Origin of the sequence: Bacillus sp. GMs2/2 (assembly GCF_050172095.1) — a bacterium.
Lineage (GTDB): Bacteria > Bacillota > Bacilli > Bacillales > Bacillaceae_G > Bacillus_A > Bacillus_A cereus.
Genome location: NZ_JBNLYE010000684.1, coordinates 1 through 1,303 on the forward strand (window position 1 = coordinate 1; position 1,303 = coordinate 1,303).

Consider the following 1,303-nt stretch of genomic DNA (forward strand, 5'->3'; position numbering starts at 1 on the left):
ATTTTCCGTATATATATTATCAATTTACACTTCACCCATGTCGATGTTACATTAAAGATGAAGATTGTTTCTTCTTTACAGACCATCTCAATATGTATTTGAGGAACATCTCCAATCCTATACGCGAGAGCAATACTATATTGACACTCAATTGAGTGTCTTTTTTTATATTCAAAAAATAAAAATCAGACTACTTTATATACTAATCCATCCACATACCCTATGTGGTTTAAAACTTTTAAGAGGAAACCTTCTAACAATAGGTTTCCTTCCATATCATATTAAATAAGAAGCAGGTTAAATACGGAGGTGATTTTGATTAAGACTACTTTAATTTCTCATTTTTACAATGAAGAATATTTACTTCCATGGTGGTTAATGCACCATACAAAGCTATTTGATCATGGCATTCTTATTAATCGTGGATCCACTGATCGTTCAGTTGAAATCTGTAAAACATTCGCTCCTAATTGGGAAATACGAAACTCAAAATCACTCGAATTTGATGCTCATTTAGTTGATCAAGAAGTTATGGAAATTGAAAGAGAAATTACAGGATGGAAAATGGTATTGAATACGACAGAATTCCTGTGCTGTTATAATAAAGAACAATTTTTTAAATCACTTAGCACTATGGGCGGCAATATGTTTTCAATAAGAATGATTATGATGATTGATGAACCGACTTATGGCTACACTAATCCAAGATATAGCTCTCCGCTTGTTAAACAACGTTATCACGGCATAATAATTCAACCTAATCCAAATCAACTATATCTTAACGGTAGATTAATTCACAATAATTCGCACGGCAACTATAGAGTCGGGAGACATGGCTCGCATTATCCTTATAGCATTTACATGGAACCTGCTTTTATTTTTAAATTTTTTTACAGTCCATGGAACGATCCAATGAAAAAACGAAAATTACAAATTGGGCCGACTCTTTCTCAACATAGTGTACGACGTGGATTAGGTTCTCATCACTTAACAACAATTGAAAAATTAGAAAAAAAATACAAATACTATGCAACCTTAACTACGGATCTCCGGTTATTCCCAGAATACCAAATTATATTTCCTGATCTTTGTCCTTAATGTCATGAATATTTAGTTTCGACATCTATCCGTTTTTTATTAACATACCAACTCCAACTAAATACTTTTCTCTAGTAGAAATCTGAGCTAGAACTCTTGCTGTACGCAAATTCCTCTTATTTAATCTCGTATCACTAGCCTATAATCTTTCATACCATTTCATTAAGCACTTGATGTTGGATCAGAAATAAAAAATGGTAATTCA

General features: G+C 32.3%; 1 protein-coding gene. It reads left to right on the plus strand.

The window, feature by feature from the left end; all coding sequences use genetic code 11:
- Positions 1–315 precede the first annotated feature (315 nt).
- Positions 316–1,098: a glycosyltransferase family 2 protein gene (locus ACQGS6_RS28680; protein ID WP_426966040.1), complete on the plus strand. Its 783-nt coding sequence runs from the start codon at positions 316–318 to the stop codon at positions 1,096–1,098.
- Positions 1,099–1,303: the final 205 nt, after the last annotated feature.